Origin of the sequence: Microcoleus sp. S28C3 (assembly GCF_036700785.1) — a bacterium.
GTDB classification, from domain to species: Bacteria; Cyanobacteriota; Cyanobacteriia; order Cyanobacteriales; family Microcoleaceae; genus Microcoleus; species Microcoleus asticus.
The window spans coordinates 18,420-39,243 of the sequence record NZ_JAUBPO010000015.1 but is presented as its reverse complement, the minus strand read 5'-3'; the positions used below and the strand labels follow the sequence as shown (position 1 = coordinate 39,243).

Genomic DNA, 20,824 nt, shown 5'->3' with positions numbered 1-20,824 from the left:
TAGCGTCGTGAAGCCAGAAGCAATATAAGAGTTCATGTTCCGGCAATTAAGAACCTCCTAAACGTCGGGTGCGGTTGCTATATTAGTCATCCGCCATTAATCATTAGTCTCGATTTTATTCCATCAATCCTAATTTTTGTAATCGCGAACGAATTGCACTAGGCTGTCGCTGAAATCTCTGAACTAATTCGCCAATTTGTTGACCGCTAGCATATTCTTGCTTCAAGTTTTCGTCTTCATCCTGACTCCACTTGACATAAGCTCTGGGATATTTCTGGCGAATTTTCTCATTCTGGGTTTTAGGTCGATAGGCCTTCTTTCGATCGGCATTCAAACCAGAACCAAGCTCTGGGTTAATTTCCCCCCCGCGACTAGCTACTGCCTCCTGCACGCGGTTGGGAATCACAGCAATTTCTTCAGATAGCTCAGCCAAAGCATTGTCTACTTTTTGCTGAAGTTCTGTTAGCTGCCGCTGCTGCAAATTGCCCCACTGTGGCAGTTCGTTGATAAACTGCTGCAAGTCCAGAATTATTGTTGTCAAAGTTTCGACTTGTTGCAACTCCGGCCGCTGTTTGAATTGGCGGCTGGTGAGTTCGATCTCGCTTTGAATCATTTTAATAGTTTTTTCTAAAATTATTAATCGCTGGCGCAGGTTCTCAATTGCTGAAATGAGAGAGTGCACATTTTCTCCCTGCCCAACATTGAGATTTTCGCGAGATGTTTTAGAAAGAGCTTCATCTAAAGCATTTACAGCAAGTTGCAATTGCTCGATCGCGCGATCGGTAGTAGCTCCTTGTTGATTTACGCGATCGAACGTTGCCGCCGTACTTGCTTTAACTTGCCCGTGCAACTTCTGCCGGTTCACAAAATTTAACACCAACGAAATCACTACAGGCACTTGAGCATAAACGCTCTGCCCCCAAACCAAACTAACAGCCAATCCCACAGCAGAGGCAGCAAGAAAAACCGCTTCAGCAGTTTCTAACAAATTGCTCGACTTGGGATTTTGGATTTTGGTTTGTGAATTGGATGATGACATAGGCTAATACCATTTTAGATTGTAGATTTTAGATTGTAGATTTTAGATTTGGAATGACTGATGAAGCTCGTATTTTGGATCGCGAGCCTAATAATTGCATTCTTTTTTACTGGTGCAAAGATGGGGGTAAAAATAAAGTACGCGCCAGTGCAGATATCTGGTAGGGAATCGCACGTTGACCCGAGTTTAGCAGTGGTGAAAAACCGATTAAGTTTTTTATTCACAGCCATCTAATTAAATATATTAAATCTGCAAAATTAGTCGAGCTAAAGTGAAATAAATCAAGACCCCGAGGACATCAACTGCGGTGGTAATAAAAGGAGCAGACATTAAAGCGGGGTCTAAACCCAAAGAACGAAATAGAAACGGCAGAGCTGAACCGGCAATAGAAGCTAAAATTGCGATCGCCAACAAACTCACCCCCACCGCGATTGCCACTGCTAAATTCCCTTGCAGAGTGTAAGCCCAGCCCGTCGCTACAGTCCCCAATATACCTCCTAGCAGCGCTCCCGCCATCCCCTCGCGAACAATTACTTGAAACGGCCCCATTGCTGTAATTTCATCAGTGTTCAAACCGCGAATTACAACAGTTGAGGACTGAGCTCCGACATTGCCTCCAGTGCCAGTCAGCAGTGGAATAAAGGCTGCTAGGGCGACTACTTGGTGCAAAATATCTTCTTGAGCTCGAATAATTGCGCCGGTGACAGTATTAGTTAAAAGCAGAACAAACAGCCACACGACCCTTTTCCGGGCAACGGTAATTAAATCGGTCTGAAAATAATTGTCGCCGCCGGACTGGACGCCGCCCAAGGTATAAATATCTTTGGCTGCTTCTTGTTCTAAAATGTCGATCGCATCGTCAACTGTAATGATCCCGACCAGGCGCTGTTCGCGGTCTACAACGGGCACTGCTAAAAAATCGTAACGCTGGATCAGCCTAGCTACTTCTTCTTGATCCGTTCCTGTTTGAACAGAAACTACGTCGCGGGTCATAATTTCGCCCACAGTTTTGTCGAGGGGGGAAGTGACTAAATCCCGCAAGGATAAAATGCCGGTCAAGCTGCGTCCGGCGTCGGTGACGTAAAGAGAATAAATTGTTTCTGTAGTTTTAGCTAAAGAGCGAATTCGGTCTAAAGCTTGGGCGACGGTAAAGCTTTCTTTCAGAGAAATGTATTCCGGGGTCATGATCCGGCCGGCGGTACTGGCTTCGTAACCCAAGAGTTGCGCCGTTGCTTCCCGTTCCGTCGGGCTCAATTCACCCAACAGGCGACGGACTAATATTGCCGGGAGTTCGTCAAAGAGTTTAGCTCGATCGTCCGGGGACATTTTGTCTACAATATCGAGAACTTCTTGGCGTTTGAATTTTTCGCACAGGGACTGCTGAACGCTGGAGTCAAGATATTCGTAAACTGCGATGGCTTCGTCTTTGGAAAGCAAGCGGAAAGCTATTACTTGCATGGTTTCTGGCAAGCCTTCGATAGCTTCAGCTATGTCGGCTTCCTGCACCGGGTGCAAAATCGCTTTTGCTCCTTTAAAGTCTCCTTCTTCCAACAGGGCCCTTAACTGCGATCGAACTAATTCCCGCAGTTCCTTTCGCGCGTAGGTGGGTAGAGAAGACGATTGATAACTTTTTTCTGTCACTGATGACCCTCCTAAACCTGTGCTGCGCGCCTTCCTGAATCCAGTTTAGAGCTTATTGACGCCACTGGTTGCAGCGATCGGACTTGCCCTGACAATCTCCGCATCTTACACCTATTTTTCTGGTGCGCGCCGAGTACCTTGCGCGATTGGGGCTCAAATACATTTATCTTGATCGGCGACACTCATCGGAAAGAAAGGAGAATTGCGTCCGAGCACTTTTTCCAACAGGTTCGTCGAACTTTGATTGCGAATAAAATTATTGACTGTTTCTTTCCATTCAGTATCGCTTGCTGGCAAGATCATGCCGTAAGAAATGCAGGTTAAAGGCTGCTCCGGTATAACAGAATATTGGCTTGGAGTTAAACCCTGTCTCAGAGCTTCTCCTACTAACAGCATTCCGTCGCTAGCGAAGGCATCGATTGCTCCGGATACCGCATCTTTTACACCCGACTCTCGGCCCCCGATACCTTCATAAATGCGCTGGTTGGCTAGTTGATATCGGCCTGCAATGAATTGTTGGGTAAGAGAACCGCTTAGCACGCCAATGGTCACGTCTTGCAGGAATCCCGAAGGGTTGACTCTCACTCTGTTTTCTGGCTTGACTAACAAATAAGTGCCGCTGTATAAAAAAGGCAGTGAATATGCAATCCCGCTGGGGGGATTTTTTAGGATAGTATTAGGCCCGCATTCTAGGTGAGCGCGCTTGCTGGTAACGCTGCGAAAGCGCCCTTTTTCGGCTGATTCGTTGAGATCTGTTTCTAGTTTTTCTAAGCGGATGGAGCGATTTAATTTTTTTTCTAAGTCAGCTCGGAAAAGTTCTAAGCCTTCCATGCAAACTCCTTGCCATTTTTCACCTTCTAAGTAGCCGAAGGGAGGGGCGTCTTTTCTGATGCCTGCTTTGAGAATTCCGGTTTGCCGAATTTCTTCTAGTGTTGTCTGGGCTGAGGCAACTGTAGGTAAAACAGCAGGGAATAATAGTGAAAATATGGCTGTAAATGCTGCGAGTTTTAGGTTTTTGTTAGTTAGTGCTGAGTTCATTAGTTCGGCATCTAAATAGATATTTTACTGGTTTTTAATATGATACACAAAAAAACCATATTGTCAATATATTTTGGCGGCCTAATTTTGGGCGATCGGGCTGTTTTGGGTGCTGCGATCGGCTAACTTCAACCTGCACCCTCTAAAATTAAGTTTCGGGCGTTTTGCCGCATACAAGTGTCGCTTATTTTAATTAAATCGCCATATCCAATAATTTACAGCGGCTCTCTATCAGCTTTGGCTGCTATATTTCACTCCTATTTTACTACCCAAATTAAACCAATAGTTGATATTTTTCTTCTGCCAAACGGTAAAGCGGCCGCCAAACCAAACGGTTAGTCAATACAACCAACAACGACATCACAGAAGTAGCAGCCAAAAGCAAGGGAAAATTCCCAGATGCCGTCGCCTGAGAAATAGTTTCTCCCAAACCCTCTGTAGTAACAATTTGACCTTTAAACTGCACGTATTCGCTGACTATACTGGCATTCCAAGCTCCGCCAACGGCAGTAATAATTCCTGTGATTAAGTATGGAAAAATTCCCGGTAAAATCAAACTTTTCCAGCGCTGAATTAGGGATAGTTTGTAAACTTGGGCAGCTTCAAATAACTCCGAAGGTATGGCTTGAGCGCCAGCAATAACATTAAACAGCAAATACCACATTGTACCCAACATCATCAGCGCCACAGAACCAATTTGCAAGCCGCCCCCAGCCTGAATTAAAGCTAGTAGCAATACCGGAAATAAAGCGGTTGCCGGTACAGAAGCTGCTATTTGTACTAATGGCTGCAAAATTTGAGCTAAACGCGGATTTCGACCGATCGCCACTCCGACCGGCACTGTCCACAACAGCGATAAAAATAGCGCGCAAATGACTCGCAAAGCTGTAAAAAATGCACCCGTCATGACTTTTTGCCAGTCAGACAAATTCAGCAACCGCAGCAGCAGCACCGCTTCCCAAGTTCCCCAAAGCACAATGACGGCAAACCCGCTGACAAATATCCAATTTATCCAATTTCCGATGCGGCTTTTTTGTCTGGGATTTGTTGGTAAATTAGCAGGTGCAAAAGCTCTTGCCAAACCGCGATCGAAACTGTCTCTAATCGGTGAGATGCGCGACTTCAATACCCGCAGCGTCGCAGATCGCCTCAAAAAATCCAACAAGTTTGACTGCGGTACATTGGTAGCTTCCACGGCTTGATATTTAAACTTTTCCGCCCAAGCAATCAAAGGCTGCCAGATCAAAAAGTCTACGGCTATAATAACAGCAATTAATACTGCTAAACCCCAGCCGATCGCCCCAAAATTACCTTCATTGGCGGCCTTGCCCAAATAGGAACCGAGTCCGGGCAAATTAAAGTTTTTGTCACCCAAAGTAAAAGATTCGATCGCAATCAAAAAGAACCAGCCGCCCGCTACTGACATGACACTGTTCCACACCAGTCCGATCGCACCAGCGGGCAATTCTAACGTCCAGAACTGCTGCCAAGCATTGAGCCGATAAACTTGAGCAGCTTCCTTAAGTTCTCGCGGAATGCCGGAAAGCGACTGATAGAAACTAAAGGTCATATTCCAAGTCATCCCAGTAAATATTAAGATAATCGATGCGAGTTCTACGCCGATTCTTTGACCTGGAAATAAAGTAACTAGCGCTAAAACAACTCCCGGCAAAAAAGATAAAACTGGAATCGACTGCAAAATGTCTAACAAGGGAATTAAAATTTTCGCTGCGAGGGGAAAGCGGTAAGCAGAATAAGCATAAACTAGGGTAAACAGCAGGGATAACAAATAGGCTGCTGCCATGCGTAAAAGACTCTGGGCTGTATATGCTGGCAAGACATTTAGCGTAGTCTCAATTTGAAAATTTGGGTTGTAGTCACTGCTGAATTGAGAAGCTGTTTGGACAATGACCAAAATTAGAGAGAAGATTGCTAGAATCAGCAAGCCGTCTTGCCAAGTCCAAGCTGACCTTTCTAAAGTTTTATTGGCGGGTGTTAGAGGTCTTGTCATAATAATTAGTTATTGGGAATGGGAATTGGGCATCGGGCATTGGTAACTAATGAAAAGAGACAAAAGTCAACATTCAACAGACAGCTAACCACTAACTACTCAGCTTTATCTTCTGATTCTAAGAAGATTTCGCCGCCCGGTTCATCGTAACTGTATAACTCTGCATAGCGACCCCAGTCAATAGCAGTTTTCAATTGCCGCATTGCTTCTTTGGGGCTAAAGTGGGCTTCTAGAATATCCAAAATTAATTCTTCAGAAATGCGGTGATTGCGCTTAGCCTGAAGCATTAGAGAAATTTGCTGTACGAGGCGAATATTACTGAGAATTTGGGTGCGAACAATTTGTTTGCGCTGGTCAATTCCCCCGGCAATGAACTGAATGCCAACAGGAGTTAAAATGAGGTCGCCTTCTTGGATTACCAGAAAATCCATTAATTTTGCTCCTTCCACGATCGGCAAAATGTCGTCAACCTCTAACATTAATTCTTGACCGAGGCGGTAGAGGTCTTTTTCCTTGCGGTCTTCCAAGAGTTCCAACAGACCTGCGATCGCACCGGTTCGCACCTGCGGCAGAGATTGGTATTTAGCGCTTTGAGGGGGTTGAGTTTGAGACACAGCAGCGGCACTTTCAGCAGGTTCTGTCACTGTTTCGTCGCTCAAGTCAGGATTGGTGAGAATTTTGTAAACTTGGTCTACGAGAGCTTGGAATTCCGCAGTTTTGCGATCGCGGTAGTGCGGCAAAGTCACTGTCAATTCGGCGCGAATTCGCCCCGGATTGCGACCCAAGACTACAACTCGATCGGCTAAAATTACCGCTTCCTCAATCCCGTGAGTTACGATTAAAACAGCTTTAGTTGGAATCTTCTTTTCTAGCCACAAATCTAATAACTCAAACCGCAAGTTTTCTGCCGTCAGCACGTCTAAAGCTGAAAATGGTTCATCCATGCAAAGCAATTCGGGTTCCACCGCCAAAGCTCTAGCAAATCCCACCCGCTGCCGCATTCCGCCGGAAAGTTCTTTCGGATAAGCATTTTCAAATCCGTCTAAACCAATAACGTCAATCATACGCAAGGCTTTTTGCCTGCGCGTTTCTGCCACTTCTCCTTTAGCTTTTAAGCCTAATTCTACATTTTCTAGTACCGTCAGCCAAGGATAAAGGGCAAAGTTTTGAAATACAATTGCCACCCCAGGATTTAAGCCGACTAAAGGACGATTGTGGTAAAGAACTTGACCGCCGCTGGGCGGGATAAGTCCGGCAATCATCCGCATTAATGTTGATTTACCCGAACCGGAAGGCCCGAGCAAAGCTACTATTTCGCCCGATCGCAGCTCTAAATTAATTGGCTCTAAAATAGAGATTTTTTGACCGTTGGGCTGCTGGTAAGCTTTGCTAACGCCTTCTAAGGTGATGAGGCACTCTGTTGCTGTTTTAACTATCACAACTCAACCTCCTATGTTTTGTTTAATTTTAGTTATTAGTCATTAATCAGCCGTCAAAAACTCTGGTAAACTGACAACGGATAACAGCTAATTGATACCAGTTTCGTCAAATAATGCAACGGCAGGCAAGCCCCAAACCATGATGCAGTCAGTCATTCTCAATCGAAAATCAAAAATCGAAAATCGAAAATGGTATGACTGTCGAGTATTGGCCAATTTTCTGTGACAAACGATCGCTTTTTCACCAGGAACAAGACGGGAATAGCAGCGAGTTGGAGCGCAACTGAAAATACAACCAGCTAAGTAATTGAGCGATCGTACAAAATTCCCATCGCCAAACTGCCCAGAAACCATGATAAGCCATAGCCTGTGTTAAATATCCCATAGACGGAACCTATTTTGTTGGCAGGCACGAGTCCAGCTACGGCGGCTTTCAAAGTCGATTCCTCGGCTCCCATACCTATACCCCATAAAATCATTTCTAGCAATGCCCCCTGCCCGTTTCCGAAGAATACCAATGGGGCAAACAGTGAAGAAAAAATCACTGCAAACATCAGGGCCGAGATGCTGATGCGATCGAACTTGCCGCCCAAAAATCAGGGCTGCGATCGCATAAATTCCCATCGCCCAAGCGTAAAATAGCGGAATCTGGCTGTCAAATGCGATCGCGCTTCTGTGAAAGTCAGTCGATTTGAGATTTGAGGCTTGGGTGTAAGCGCTGAGTCGAAGGATTTTAGATTTACTCCACAGATGAATCTGGGAGTTTGAACAAAAGTCTAAAATTTCGAGCTCTCCACAACAGGAGTCGGAGGCTTGTATCCGTTTTTGGGCGGCCTTAAAGGTAATAAAGGGAAAATCCCCATAGCCAGCCCCAATCAGCCCTAAAGCATCTAAATCAACCCAAAACAGCCCCGGCAACCGTTCCCCTTTGATTTACCAACGCTCCTGCTTCAAAATCGCGGGGATTGAGATAAATTGGCTGTAGTACCAACAGCACTGTCAGCTCCCAATCAGACAGTAAATAAATGTTCTTCAGCTATTCAATGCTGTCAACTATGATATAGAATACCGAAATAAATCAATGGTTTATTAGTGGTGGCTACGGTAACCAAAATAATTTTATTTATTCAGGAAAAAACAAGATGCAGGAGGTAATACAAGCTTATTTAACCGCTTTTGCAGGTAGGAACCTGCGAGTTGCTAATTCTACTTTAGAAGGCGTGCAACAAGCAATACTCTCTCAGCCAGATGCCATTATTTTGGAAGTTGCCGTCGGCGAAATAGATGGAGTGCGATTTCTCAAACAACTAAGAAAACAACCCCCAACCCAAAGAATTCCAGTTGTGATACTAATTTACGTACCGAAATGGGGTTATTTACAGCAAAGCTGGTTCCAACAATATAACCTGCCAGCAGTGATAGTGAATCCCCTCGCTCCAGCTATGCTTTGTGTTAAAATTGCCAAGGTGTTGGGCTGGGATTTAGACTCTTAGATCAAATTAAGGAACAGGGAACAGGGCAGAGGGAACGGGGAACAGCAAAACTATTTTATGTAGGAATAAGCCTCAAAAGCTTTATCTGAATAGTGTAGAATTGTCAAAAAACAGATGTAACATTACAAGGTGCGTAATAATGTGCGTATTGTGGGATAAAAATTCTCTGCGCTCTTAATATTATTACAGAATGTTTAAACTTGTATCTTTTCCTTAAGCATTTTGTATTCCTTACCAAATCTTTATTTGTTTTTTCTAGGGTATTGTTCTTGGTGCTTCGACCGTGTTTACAGCACTTTGCAACAAGAGTTAAATACCCCCTTAGTTAAGATATAGGTCTTTATGACAGACTGCCCCTGCTGCTCGAATCAAATGCTCCGTCACGTTCACCAGCATCAAATCTACTGGTTTTGTAGCCAATGTTGGCAAACAATGTCTATTTACAATCTGAACAGATGTAGCTCAGCGCTCTTTCTAAATTTAGTGATATATCTAGGGCTTAAGGAATAAGATTATCGCTCGGTATAATTTAAAAGTTCTATTTAGAACCGATCGAGTTTGTTTAGAAATTGTCCGAAGGCGAACTGCTTTTAACGCTTAAAATTTGGCTCGTTAGCATCATAAAATTACACAATTTTTGCCCCAAAATTTGCAGATAAATCTATTAATATATCGTTAATTTATGGCTACAACTAGACTCAACCTGATTATAACCTTATGCCAAACACGATTTAAAAGATGGCTACCTCTTCTGCTTGGGGTGCTGGCTTCTCTTGCTGTTTTACTTACGTGGCAACAGCTAACCATCAACAGACAAATTCACATCGAGCAGTTAATTCAGCAGCAAGCCAATGCGATTCAGTCACAACTGAGCGAAGGATTATCAATTCGAGTGCTGACACTTCGGCAAATGGCGAATCGCTGGGAAGCCGATGGCGGTACGCCATTGGCTCTTTGGGAAGCCGATGCAGAGGCTTATGTAAAGGATTTCTACGGTTATCAGGCGATCGAATTAGTCGATCGATCATTTAAAGTGCGATCGGTTGTGCCGCTGGCTGGGAATGAGGCAGCGCAAAACCTAGATCTTAATCGGGAACTGCGTCGCAAAATCACTTTGCAAGTGGCTCGTGATTTGCGTCAACCTATGTTAACTCGCAAAATTTCACTCGTTCAAGGGGGTCAAGGATTTCTAGCAAGTTTTCCTTTATTTGTAGGGGAGCGGTTTGATGGGTTTATTGTCGGAGTTTTTAAGTTTCAAACTCTATTTGACAGTATTTTAAAAGTGCCTCCTGGGTACAATGTGGCTATATATGATGGCACAAATTTAATCTACGGTCAAGAGCTTTCATCTCATTATTCACTGCATAAAACAGTTGTAATAAGAGCCTATAGTGCAGAGTGGCGACTAGATATCGATCGCAATTTAGATTTAGTAGAAAAGGATAATTTTAATTTACCAATAGTTGTGTTAATTGGTGGCTTAATTTTAGTGTGGCTGCTGATGTCAGTCGTGTATCTCGCACAAGTTAGTTATCGCGAAGTCCATCAATTCAAAAAAGCAAATCGCCAGTTGGAATGGGAAATTCACCAGCGACAACAGGCAGAAATTGCGATCGCCCGACTAGCTGCGATCGTTGAGTCTTCGGAAGATGCCATTATCAGCAAAGATTTAGAGGGTGTAATTACAAGTTGGAATGTAGGAGCAGAAACAATATTTGGCTATACAGCAGTCGAAATAGTAGGGCAATCAGGGACAAAACTGATTCCCGCAGACTATCGAAATGAGGAAAACGAAATTCTCACCAAAATCCAGCGAGGAGAACGCATCGAACACTACGATACAAAGAGGCTAAGGAAAGATGGAACATTAATCGATGTCTCGATGAGTGTCTCCCCCATTAAAGACGAAACAGGGAATATAATTGGATCCTCAAAGATTTCCCGGAATATTGCTGACCGCAAACAAGCAGAAGCAGCACTACGTCAAAGTGAAGAACGCTGGGAACTTTCTGTACGCGGGAATAATGACGGCATTTGGGATTGGAATGTTCAAACCAACGAGATATTCTTGTCTAGTCGCTCGAAGGAAATCTTGGGCTATGAAGACCGCGAAATCAAAAACCTTGTAGACGTATGGGGTAATCTGGTACATCCCGATGATTTGGGATGGGTGATGCAAGCCGTTCAAGACCATTTTGCCAAGAAAACTCCTTTCTATATCACAGAACATCGCATTCGCTGCAAAGATGGTTCCTACAAATGGATGCTCGATCGCGGTCAGGCACTTTGGGATGATGCAGGTAATGTAATTCGGATGGCTGGCTCTCACACCGACATTACCGAGCGCAAGCAAGCTGAATTTGCTTTACAGGTAAGCGAAGCCAGATATCGGCAATTGATCGATAACTTAAATGCGGGTTTTGTGATTCATGCGACAGATACCAGCATCCAATTATGTAATGAAAAGGCCGGTGAATTACTAGGGCTTTCAATGGATCAAATGCTGGGAAAAACAGGGATCTCTCCGGCCTGGCATTTTGTGCAGGAAGATGGCAGCGTTATGCCCCTAGAGGAATATCCGGTAAATCAGGTTGTATCCACTGGAAGTTCCCTGAAAAATTATGTTTTAGGAATTAACAAAGAAATTGATAATTGTGTTTGGCTATTAGTTAATGCCTTCCCGGAGTTCGATCGAAACGGTCAAATTGCACAAGTTGTAGTTACGTTTATTGATATTAGCAAGCGCAAAAAAGTAGAGCTGGAAATCCAAAAAACTCGCAACTTCTTACAAGCACTGCTGGATCATCTACCGATTGCAATTTTTGTTAAGGACGCAGATCCTAAACGATTGGGCGTATTTCAGTTTTGGAATAAAACCAGCGAACGGTTATTTGGCATCTCAGCCGAACAAGCGATCGGCAAAAGTGGCTCTGATTTTTTCCCAATAGAACAGGCTATCTTTTTTGAGCAAAAGGATAGAGAAGCTTTTGAAAAAGGTAAGACTGAGGATATTGCTGAAGAACTCATTGACAGTCATAGTCTGGGCAAACGTTGGCTACATACTGTGAAGATTCCCATTTGCGACGAGCAGCATCTGTTCCAGTACCTACTTTGTTTTTCAGAAGATATCACCGATCGCAAACACGCAGAAGCAGAGCTTAGAGAAATGAGTGAGGTGATGAAAAATGCGGTGGCCGGCATTTCCCAACTGGATGTACAAGGGCGTTACCTATATGTCAATAAAGCTTATGCTGACATGACAGGCTATCACCCAGAAGAAATGATGGGGATGTCCTGGGAAAAGACCGTAGCTCCCGATGAGTTGGAAAAACTGGTTGCAGCTTATTGGCTGATGGTGCAAGAGGGCAGAGTTGAAGTTGAAACGAAAGGGGTTCGTAAAGATGGTTCGGTTTTTTACAAACAAGTCGTTATGATTTCAACTTACGACGAACAGCATCAATTTTTAGGGCATTACTGCTTCATGAAAGATATTACAGATCGCAAAAAAGCCGAACTTGCACTAGAACAGGAACTCCTGCGGACTAAAACGTTTTTTAACACTTCCAGGGACGGTGTTGTTGTCATAAATCGGCGCGGAAACGCGATCGAAGCCAGCCCTAGTTTTGCTAGAATGCTGGGCTACAGCTTAGAAGAAACCCTGAATATGAATGTCTCTGATTGGGATGTTCAATGGACGCAGGAAGAACTACAAATCATGCTCAATACAGAAGAGATTGTTCCTTTGTTTGAGACGCGACATCGCCGCAAGGATGGTTCAGTTTATGATGTAGAAATTAGCTTGGATCGGGTAGAATTAGAAGGTGAAATGATGAACTTCTGTATCTGCCGGGATATTAGCGATCGCAAACGCATTGAAGCGGAACGCCAACAAGCAGAACAGGCACTCCGAGAAAGTGAAGCTCGCTTCCAAGCCTTCATGAATCATAGCCCTGCCCCTGCCTGGATTACCGATGAAAAAGGTGTAATTTTCTATGCTAGCCAGACTTATCTCCATACCTTCGAGTTACCCACTGACGATCTGATTGGCAAATCCATTTGTGAACTTTACTCTGGCGCCGTCGCCCAACAATTTCTCGACAATATCCAAGCGGTTATTCAAACCCAGGAGGTAATTGAAACGGTTGAGGTTGCGCCCCGTCGAGATGGAACGCTGGGTGATTTTCTCGTTTACAAATTTCTCATTCCCGACTTATTTGGACAACTGCTAGTCGGTGGTGTGGCGATCGATCTGACGCAACAACATCAAGCTGAAACAGCTTTACAAATGAGTGAGGAACGCTTAATGCTAGCACTAGAAGCCTCTGGAGATGGACTGTGGGATTGGAACATTAAAACTGGAAAATTTTACCTGAGTTCCCACTACCAGGAAATGCGGGGCTACCAGCCGGGTGAGTTGGTGATGGATTTGAAGGTCTGGGAGCAGATGATTCATCCTGATGATAAATTCTTGGTTTTTGAGTATCTGAACAGTCACTTGCAAGATAGCTCAATTAAGTATGCCTTTGATTATCGCGTGCGTTGCAAGTCAGGGGAATGGAAGTGGATCGCTGACTACGGGAAAGTCGTTGCCTATGATGAACAGGGTAAGCCTTTACGGATGATTGGAACACACAAAGACATCAGCGATCGCAAACAAAAAGAAATAGCACTGCGACAAGCAATGGAAGCTGCAGAATCAGCAAACATGGCGAAAAGTATCTTCCTCGCCAATATGAGCCATGAACTCCGCACACCCCTCAACGTAATTCTGGGATTTACCCAGGTAATGACCCATGACCCTTCCCTCACTCCCAACCAGCAAGAAGACCTACAAACCATTCGTCGCAGTGGCGACCATCTCTTGAGTTTGATTAATGATATTTTAGACCTCTCAAAAATTGAATCAGGACACTGCACAATTGAAGAAAGTGGATTTGACTTAATTGCCCTGCTACATAACCTGCGAAATATGTTAGCAGAACGAGCAAGTTCTAAAAGACTTGACCTTTGTTTCGAGATTGCTCCCGAAGTTCCCCAATTTATTCTTGCCGACGCTCAAAAACTGCGCCAAGTTTTGCTCAATCTTTTGAGTAATGCGATTAAATTTACCGAGCGGGGAAGCATTACTTTGCGCGTCAGCATCAAGGCTCCCACTACAGAAGTAGCATTCACAACTCGGACTATTCTCCAGTTTGCAGTGAGTGACACGGGTGTAGGGATTGCACCCGAAGAAATTGATACTATCTTCGATGCGTTCGTGCAAGCCCAAGCTGGAAAGCAATCGGTAAGTGGCACAGGGTTAGGATTGACCATTAGTCGCAAACTCTTAGAACTCGTGGGCGGAGAAATTGCTGTTAGTAGCATTTTAAGACAGGGAACTACATTTACCTTTACTTTCCCCATCACTCCCACCAGTGGAGTTAACCTCACATCCGAACAGCACGATCGCATCGTGATAGGGCTGGCTCCCGGTCAACCCCACCGTCGCATTTTGGTAGTTGACGATCGCGCCGAAAATCGCCTGTTGATAGTCAGATTGCTGACACAATTAGGATTGGAGGTACGAGAAGCTACCAACGGACAGGAGGCAATCCAGCTATGGCTTGAATGGCAACCCGACCTCACCTGGATGGACATCAGAATGCCCTTGGTAGATGGATACGAAGCCACTAAAAAAATTCGGGCAATGGAACACGGACAAACCAGCATCATTATTGCACTCACAGCACAGGCTTCTCAGAGCGATCGCACCCTCGCCCTCGCTGCTGGCTGCAACGACTACATCAGCAAACCCTTCCGAGAAAATACGCTATTTCTCAAGATGGCGGAATATCTAGGCTTAGAGTATGTATACCAGAAAGAAGGAACAGTGCATGAGAAAGAGGAAACATACCTCTGCTGTACGATCTGTCCCGTTTCAGATGCCCTCGCTCCAACACTGATGGCAACATTACCAGAAGCATGGCTGGCTCAATTGGAGGAGAATGCTGTATGTGGAGACGATGGGGCGATCGTTGAACTTGTATCTCAACTCTCCCCAGAACTCGCTCAACTTGCTAACCGTCTGACTGAACTTGCCAACCAGTATCAATTTGAGCAAATTCTTCAGCTAATTCACGGCAATTCCCCAACCTGAGTGGGGGATAGGAAAATTCTTCAATCCAAAATCCCAAATCTAAAATCCACAATTGACAATTTTTTAACTTTTAGAATTACTTACTTTAAAATGCAAATACCAATTGCTACGAAACCACCCTCACTCACTCCTTTAGAATTGACAACTTTAGAGCAGTGCAGCGATGAATCAGTGTATGCTCCCGGTTATATTCAACCTTATGGAATAGTTTTGAAGTTGCAAGAAGCTAACCTCAAGATTTTACAAGTGAGTGAAAATGTAAAACTGTTTTTTGGCATAGCCGCAGAAGCATTGCTGGGTCAGCCCTTACAGCGGTTATTTTCCCGCGCTCAAGTGCAACGGATTGCCGAATATTTGAGCGAAAATAACCTAGAAATTCATAATCCGTTTGAGCTAAAAACACACCGGAGAATTGCCCAGGTAGATCGGGGTCGGAAAACTCAGACCTTTAGAAGCACGCTGCATCGGACAGGAGATGGGTTAATTCTGGAACTCGAATCTCAACTGACCACCAACAAAACTCATTCAGTCCACTTCTATCATCGCCTCCAAGCTGCCATCCTCAAACTTCGCAGCGCAACCAACCTTTCCGATTTAGCTCAAACCCTTGCCAAAGAAGTGAAAGCGATGACCGGGTTCGATCGCGTCATGATCTACCGCTTTGAAGCCGACAATCATGGGGTGGTGATTGGAGAAGAAAAAGAAAGCCATTTAGAAAGTTATCTGGGATTGCATTATCCGGCGACCGATATTCCCGTACCCGCCCGCAAATTGTTTTACCGCAACTGGGTGCGCCAAATTCCCGATATCAATTACACACCTGCCCCCCTAATTCCTACTAACAATCCCCTCACCAATACACCCCTGGATCTGGCTGATTGTGTGTTACGGGGAGTTTCGCCCTACCACATCGAATATTTGCAGAATATGGGAGTCGCCGGGTCGCTGACAATTTCGTTAATTGACGATCGGCGTCTCTGGGGATTAATTGCTTGTCACCATTACAGCCCGCGATTGGTGAATTACGAAACGCGCAAAAGTTGTGAGTTTTTAGGACAATTTGCCTCGATCGAACTGGTGCATCAGCAAGAAAAAGAATTGAATGTTTACCGAAAGCAAGTAAAAACTATTCAGGATCAACTTCAGCAGGCATTCCAGCGAGAGTCCAATTTTATCGAACAGGTATTGACTCGAAATGCCTCTCAACTGCTAAATTTGGTTGATGCTCAAGGCGCAGCCATCCTACTTGATGGTCGTCTGACACTGGTGGGTCAAACACCATCTGAATCAGAGATAGAGGAGTTTGTAAAGTGGTTGGCGCAACACAACCAGGAACGAGTGTTTGCAACAGCTTCTCTCTATCAGTTGTATCCCCAAGCGAAGCAATTCAAAGACCAAGCCAGCGGTGTTTTAGCAATCTCAATCTTGCTGAGCTATGTCAAAGAAAAGTCATACCACATTCTTTGGTTCCGACCCGAACAAATTCAAACCGTAAACTGGGCAGGTAATCCACAGGATGCCGTCACAGTCGATGAAATTGGAGCAATGCACTTGTGTCCCCGGAAGTCGTTTGAACTGTGGAGGCAGACAGTGCGGGAAATGTCTTATCCTTGGCAGGCGGTGGAGTTAGAAGCAGCCGCCGAAATGAGAAACATCCTGATGCTGGCAGTGCTGGAGTTTTCACAAGCTGCCCTAGAACAAGCCGCAGAGCGGGCTGCGATCGCTAACCGCGCCAAAAGCCAGTTTCTTGCCAAGATGAGCCACGAACTCAGAACGCCGCTGAATGCCATTCTGGGATTTACCCAGCTTATGAACCGCAGTCCTAATATTCCATCTGAATTTCAAGAGCATTTAGGTATCATTAGTCGCAGTGGAGAACACCTGCTGACATTAATCAATGACGTTTTGGAAATGTCCAGAATTGAAGCCGGCAAATTGGTACTGAATCGAAGTTGTTTTGATTTGCATCGGCTGCTTTTTTCTATTAACGATATGTTCCTCCTCAAAGCTTCTGAAAAAGGTTTGAATCTGAGTACAGAGTGGGATGCTACTGTGCCGCGCTATGTCTGCGGTGATGAAGCCAAAGTTCGCCAAATTTTGATTAATCTGCTAGGGAATGCGATCAAATTTACAACCACAGGAAAGATTGCGCTGCGGGGACGAGCTTTTTCATCAGACGGTATGCCATCGGGAACCCTAAGCGAAGGCGAAGACACCATCAACCAAACCAGTTGGACGCTGCCTATTTCTGTTCCCTATAATCTATGCGATATTAAAAAAACAATTACCCTGCATTTTGAGGTTGAGGATACCGGATCTGGTATTGCGCCCTCAGATTTAGAATCTATTTTTGAAGCTTTCATGCAAACCGATTGCGGTCGTCATGCAAAGGGAACGGGTTTAGGACTGTCTATCAGTCGTCAGTTTGCTCGTCTGACGGGAGGGGATATCACTGTCCGAAGCAACCTGAATCAAGGATCGACTTTTACCTGCGAAGTTATTTTGGCTCTACCGGAGTCCCTTGATTTAGAAGAGGCTGAAGCCGATCTCGTTATCGGGCTGGAATTAGGGCAACCGATGTACCGAATTCTAGTCGCAGAAGACGTTCCAGAAAATCGGCAATTGCTGGTGACACTGCTGGAGTCAGTTGGGTTTGAGGTGTGTGCGGTTGAGAATGGGGCACAGGCGATCGCCCGTTGGCAAGTATGGCATCCAGACCTGATTTTGATGGACATTCAAATGCCTGTCATGGATGGTTATGAAGCGGCGAGACAGATTCGAGCGCAAGAGTCATCAGTCATTAGTCAGTCGTTATCAGCAGACAACTCTGAGCCTAAGATAAATGACAAAGGAAACATGACCAGCATCATTGCTCTGACTGCATTAGCTTTTGAAGACGATCGCAACGCCTGTCTGCAAGCGGGTTGCGATGACTACATTACCAAGCCGTTTAGTGAAGCCACACTTTTCGACAAAATAGCTTTTCACTTGGGTGTCCGCTACTGCTACGCTGAAAAAGTTCTCCGAGAGTCATCTGTTTTACTACCAAAGACGTTGACTCCAGAAGATTTGAAAACTATGCCTATCGAATGGATTGCACAAGTCCATGAAGCAGCACTCGATCTCAGCGATCGCAAGCTATATCAACTCATAGCTCAAATTCCCAAGGAGAAACAAGATATCATTGAAGCAATGATATCGCTGGTTGATAACTTCCAGTTGGAAGCGATCGCAACTCTCACCCAATTTTAGAAAGAAGATTATGGCGACTTTACTTAAACTTGCTGCCCAAACGAATATTCTGATCGTGGACGATACCCCAGACAATCTGCGGTTGTTAGCCAAAATCCTAGAGTCACAGGGCTATATTGTTCGCAAATCACTCAACGGTAGAATGGCTCTCGAAGGTGTTCGCCGCAACTCTCCGGATCTGATTTTACTTGACATTAATATGCCTGAAATGAATGGGTACGAAGTTTGCCAACAGTTGAAAGCATCTGAAGCTACTGCTCAGATTCCGATCGTTTTTATCAGTGCGCTAGAACGACTCGAAGACAAGGTACGGGCGTTTGAATTGGGTGGTGTAGATTACATCACTAAACCTTTTCAAGAGCAGGAAGTGCTGCTGAGGGTAAAGAATCAATTACTCATTCAACAGCAACACCAACAACTGATCGAACAAAATCAACGTTTAGAACAGGAAATCCAGGAACGTCTGAGGGCAGAGGCAGAAGTAAGGCAGCTATCCCTGACGGATGAATTAACTGGATTATACAACCGACGGGGCTTCTTTTTACTAGCAGATCAACAACTAAAAATTGCTCGACGCACGCAAACCTCCTACTATATTTTATTTGCTGACTTAGATGGTTTGAAAAAGATTAACGACACTTTCGGACACGAGATGGGAGACAGAGTAATCGTTGACGCAGCTCAAATATTGAAGCAAACTTTTCGTGATTCAGATATTGTGGCTCGACTGGGAGGAGATGAATTTGCTTTATTTGTTCCTACTTTTTCTGGAAATTCATATAATTTTTATAATCGGCTGCAAGCTAATATTGATAGCTTTAATCGACAGCACGAGCGAGCCTATCTACTATCAATAAGTCTAGGGGTGCAGGCTGGGGATTTCAATAATGACTTTTCATTAGAACAATTGGTGGCAAAGGCCGATCAACTTATGTACGAGAATAAACGCACCAAACGCTGTTTAAATCGTTAACTGTTCTTTTGAGAACAGCGATATCCGATCGCCAGAAGTATTATTGATTAAACGTGAACTCAACCGAGAAAGAGTAAACTGAAAACAAGATAGGCAAACTGCTTGAAGACTTTAGCCCCTCACCAGGAAAACACCATGCAGTAAACATCATTTCACTTAAACCTGACAGGGTAGCAACCCCGTTAAAAACCATCTCTGTATTAGGTTAAGGGAACTTGTGTTCAAAAGATGTCATCGTTTTTGTCCGCAACCCCGATCTAAAATCGACTGACTGATGCTGTATGGGTGGAGAGTTTGCCTACAGTTGCATTCTTTTTTCTAACTGGTATTATTTGCACAAACCGATTTTATCTATTTGCCAATTCGTGCTAGAATGATGCCTAGCTGAACGGCGATTACTCCGAGTATGGCACTGCCAGCCCAGTAAGAAGCGGCGATGCTGTAATATCGATCGCGCCACAAGACATTCGTCTCTAAACCGTAAGTTGAAAAAGTAGTATAAGCACCCAAAAAGCCCGTTGCTACCATTAACCTTACTTCCGACGGAATAGTCGGAACTCGTTCAAAAGCGAGGGTAATAAAAAATCCCATAGCCAAGCAACCAGTGATGTTAATAAAAAAAGTTCCGTAGGGAAAAGCCGTACCGAAACGGCTGGCAAACCACAAGGTGATATAATAGCGGCTCAAAGCGCCGGCAACGGCACCTAAACTAATTGCGATCGGATGGCGCAGATTCGGGTCTTGCAGCATACAGCTATTAAATATTTGCTCCTTGATATTGAGATGAATTTTAGATTCAGCGGACTTATGTAAAGTATTGTATGATTAAATTGGCGATCGCTCTGGCTATTCTTAATTAAAACCTATAGAGAGTATTTATGCAAATTGTGCTAGTCGCCGTAGATGATGATTTAGTTAGAGCGTGGGAAAGCACTTGCGGAAATATGGAAAATGTAAAGATACACCGCGGCTCAATGTTCGATGTTAAATGCGATGCTATTGTTAGTCCGGGGAATAGTTTTGGTTTCATGGACGACGGTTTAGATTTAGAAATTTCGGAATATTTTGGAGGTCAGGTTCAAGAACGCCTGCAAAAACTAATTCAGACTCGCCATCACGGGGAACTCTTAGTAGGAGTAGCAGAAGTTGTAGACACCGATCATGCTGAAATTCCCTATTTAATAGCTGCCCCTATCATGCGCGTTCCCACAGTTTTAAGAGAGACAGTAAATGTCTATCTAGCAACCAGGGCTATTTTAACTCTCGTCAAATTTGGCACAGTCCCAGACGGAACGCCAGTCAAACATATCATTGAAACTATCGCTATTCCCGGCATGGGTACGGGCACGGGCAAAGTGCCGCCACATATCTGCGCCAATCAAATGAAAGTTGCGCTCGAAGATATCCTCCTATCTCAGTACGAATTTCCTCAATCTTTACTGCACGCTCAAAGATGTCACCACTTGTTATATTTGAGCGAGGTCGAAGATTTGCAGTTATAAAATTGGCAGTATGAAAGTTGCAATTTTTATAGTATTGAGAAATCAATTTTATTGGTGTGTGTTTTTTGAGGCTGAGCGATTTATTAAAAATTTAAGTTCGCTAAACCGTACCTGCAAGTTGGCGGTATCCTACACACGAACTCAACTTTGGTAGATATAATCTAATATAGAACTGAAACCGCTCGACTGCGGAAGCGCAGATTTAAAATTTGATGAAGCTGGAACAATAATTGCCGAGTTATTCTTAAAGGCCCGAATAAAATCTGGCGCTACACCTACAAAGTCTGCATCCAGGGACTG

At 44.3% G+C, this 20,824-nt stretch carries 12 protein-coding genes; 5 read left to right on the top strand and 7 right to left on the bottom strand.

All coding sequences use genetic code 11. The annotated features are described in order from the left end of the window. Positions 1-115: 115 nt before the first annotated feature. From QUA13_RS06820 to QUA13_RS06795, 6 genes are all read right to left on the bottom strand, one after another. Complete coding sequence (locus tag QUA13_RS06820; RefSeq protein WP_333197615.1) at positions 116-1,039, bottom strand: hypothetical protein; 924 nt, start codon at positions 1,037-1,039, stop codon at positions 116-118. Between the two features lie 243 nt (positions 1,040-1,282). Then, the gene (gene mgtE, locus QUA13_RS06815) at positions 1,283-2,680 is read right to left on the bottom strand and encodes a magnesium transporter (protein WP_333197613.1); all 1,398 of its coding nucleotides are present in this window, start codon (positions 2,678-2,680) and stop codon (positions 1,283-1,285) included. A gap of 153 nt (positions 2,681-2,833) precedes the next feature. After that, a complete protein-coding gene (locus QUA13_RS06810) occupies positions 2,834-3,718 on the bottom strand; it encodes an amino acid ABC transporter substrate-binding protein (protein WP_333197611.1) in 885 nt (294 codons plus the stop codon). A 274-nt stretch (positions 3,719-3,992) separates the two neighbouring features. Next, positions 3,993-5,729: an ABC transporter permease subunit gene (locus QUA13_RS06805; RefSeq protein WP_333197609.1), complete on the bottom strand. Its 1,737-nt coding sequence runs from the start codon at positions 5,727-5,729 to the stop codon at positions 3,993-3,995. 95 nt (positions 5,730-5,824) lie between these two features. Continuing rightward, positions 5,825-7,168, bottom strand: coding sequence for a nitrate/sulfonate/bicarbonate ABC transporter ATP-binding protein (locus QUA13_RS06800; RefSeq protein ID WP_333197607.1), 1,344 nt, complete (start codon positions 7,166-7,168; stop codon positions 5,825-5,827). 299 nt (positions 7,169-7,467) lie between these two features. Further along, complete coding sequence (locus QUA13_RS06795) at positions 7,468-7,761, bottom strand: MFS transporter (protein ID WP_333197605.1); 294 nt, start codon at positions 7,759-7,761, stop codon at positions 7,468-7,470. A 549-nt stretch (positions 7,762-8,310) separates the two neighbouring features. On the opposite strand from QUA13_RS06795, the gene QUA13_RS06790 reads away from it, so the two are divergent. The 4 genes from QUA13_RS06790 to QUA13_RS06775 all read left to right on the top strand — a co-directional run bounded on the left by QUA13_RS06790 (position 8,311) and on the right by QUA13_RS06775 (position 19,022). Continuing rightward, positions 8,311-8,661 carry a hypothetical protein gene (locus QUA13_RS06790; RefSeq protein ID WP_333197604.1) on the top strand — a complete coding sequence of 117 codons (351 nt, stop codon included), beginning with the start codon at positions 8,311-8,313 and terminating at the stop codon, positions 8,659-8,661. Between the two features lie 682 nt (positions 8,662-9,343). Then, complete coding sequence (locus QUA13_RS06785) at positions 9,344-14,797, top strand: PAS domain S-box protein (protein WP_333197602.1); 5,454 nt, start codon at positions 9,344-9,346, stop codon at positions 14,795-14,797. A gap of 90 nt (positions 14,798-14,887) precedes the next feature. Further along, positions 14,888-18,049 carry a response regulator gene (locus QUA13_RS06780; protein ID WP_333197600.1) on the top strand — a complete coding sequence of 1,054 codons (3,162 nt, stop codon included), beginning with the start codon at positions 14,888-14,890 and terminating at the stop codon, positions 18,047-18,049. Between the two features lie 10 nt (positions 18,050-18,059). Continuing rightward, entirely contained in the window at positions 18,060-19,022 is a 963-nt protein-coding gene (locus QUA13_RS06775; protein WP_172185030.1) for a diguanylate cyclase, read from the top strand. Between the two features lie 351 nt (positions 19,023-19,373). On the opposite strand, the gene crcB is transcribed toward QUA13_RS06775, so the two are convergent. Continuing rightward, the gene (gene crcB / locus QUA13_RS06770; RefSeq protein ID WP_333197597.1) at positions 19,374-19,772 is read right to left on the bottom strand and encodes a fluoride efflux transporter CrcB; all 399 of its coding nucleotides are present in this window, start codon (positions 19,770-19,772) and stop codon (positions 19,374-19,376) included. A gap of 128 nt (positions 19,773-19,900) precedes the next feature. On the opposite strand from crcB, the gene QUA13_RS06765 reads away from it, so the two are divergent. Continuing rightward, positions 19,901-20,524 carry a macro domain-containing protein gene (locus tag QUA13_RS06765; protein ID WP_333197595.1) on the top strand — a complete coding sequence of 208 codons (624 nt, stop codon included), beginning with the start codon at positions 19,901-19,903 and terminating at the stop codon, positions 20,522-20,524. Positions 20,525-20,824: the final 300 nt, after the last annotated feature.